Origin of the sequence: Chryseobacterium gossypii (assembly GCF_041361455.1) — a bacterium.
Lineage (GTDB): Bacteria > Bacteroidota > Bacteroidia > Flavobacteriales > Weeksellaceae > Chryseobacterium > Chryseobacterium gossypii.
Genome location: NZ_JBGCUR010000078.1, coordinates 1 through 875, shown reverse-complemented (window position 1 = coordinate 875; position 875 = coordinate 1). Strand labels below are relative to the sequence as shown.

At 29.1% G+C, this 875-nt stretch carries 1 protein-coding gene; it reads left to right on the top strand.

Features of this window, described 5'->3' with window-relative positions; genetic code table 11:
* Nucleotides 1-672, top strand: a 672-nt coding sequence (locus tag ABMQ40_RS16630; protein ID WP_370901625.1) for a hypothetical protein, incomplete at its 5' end; no start/stop codon positions are given.
* Nucleotides 673-875 lie beyond the last annotated feature (203 nt).

Genomic DNA, 875 nt, shown 5'->3' with positions numbered 1-875 from the left:
AATACCGGATATGGCTTTGAAAATGGAGATAATATTTCCTTAGGTTATGATGGAACTTATATAAGTCTTAATACCACATTGGATGGCTATATTAATATCCCGGAAATTACTCTTACAGGAAAAAGGTCTGATTGGGGAAATCAGATATTAGGGCAATTTAATGCTTATATGGATAAATATAATAACGATACAGGGGTATATGGTTTTATTGGAAGAACAAGTTCTTATATAGCAAGTCTCATAGGAACGACCCAAGAAACGTTTTATAGTTTTTCAGGAGGAGCCAATGATCCTGATAAGGAAACATTAAATAAACTTAGACCGGGAGACAGAATTGAAGCTAATAATTTATTTGAATACATATTAAATGGCTATGGAAGATCTTTTAAAGCTATTAATGTAATACCTGATCGTTTTCAATTCGGAATTGATGTAGCCTCATTGCTCCCCTTTGTTTCTAATTCTGCTCTTACGGATTCTAATGTTGCATTAATAGAACAAGTATATGATTCACCTTTCTCTTATCCTCGTGATACAATAAAAATAACAAAAGAGAAGGATAAATATAAGGATAGTGTTCTCTTTAATAAATCGGTCAGAGATGTTAATTATCGAAAGAATATCAATTTCTATAATAAAATAAACTTTTTAGGAAAATCAAATTGGAAATAATATTATGAAAAACATTTTTTTATTTATAGTCATAATTACGTTTTATTCTTGTAACAAAAAGCAGGAAAAAATCAAAATATCAGATATCACTAATGAAAGTAATTATAAAATAACGAATGTAAAAAAAGAGAATGATACGATTGTTGGAATGGAGTTGCTAACTTTGTTAGGACACGATTCTTATACTCTTTAACTTTAAGAGT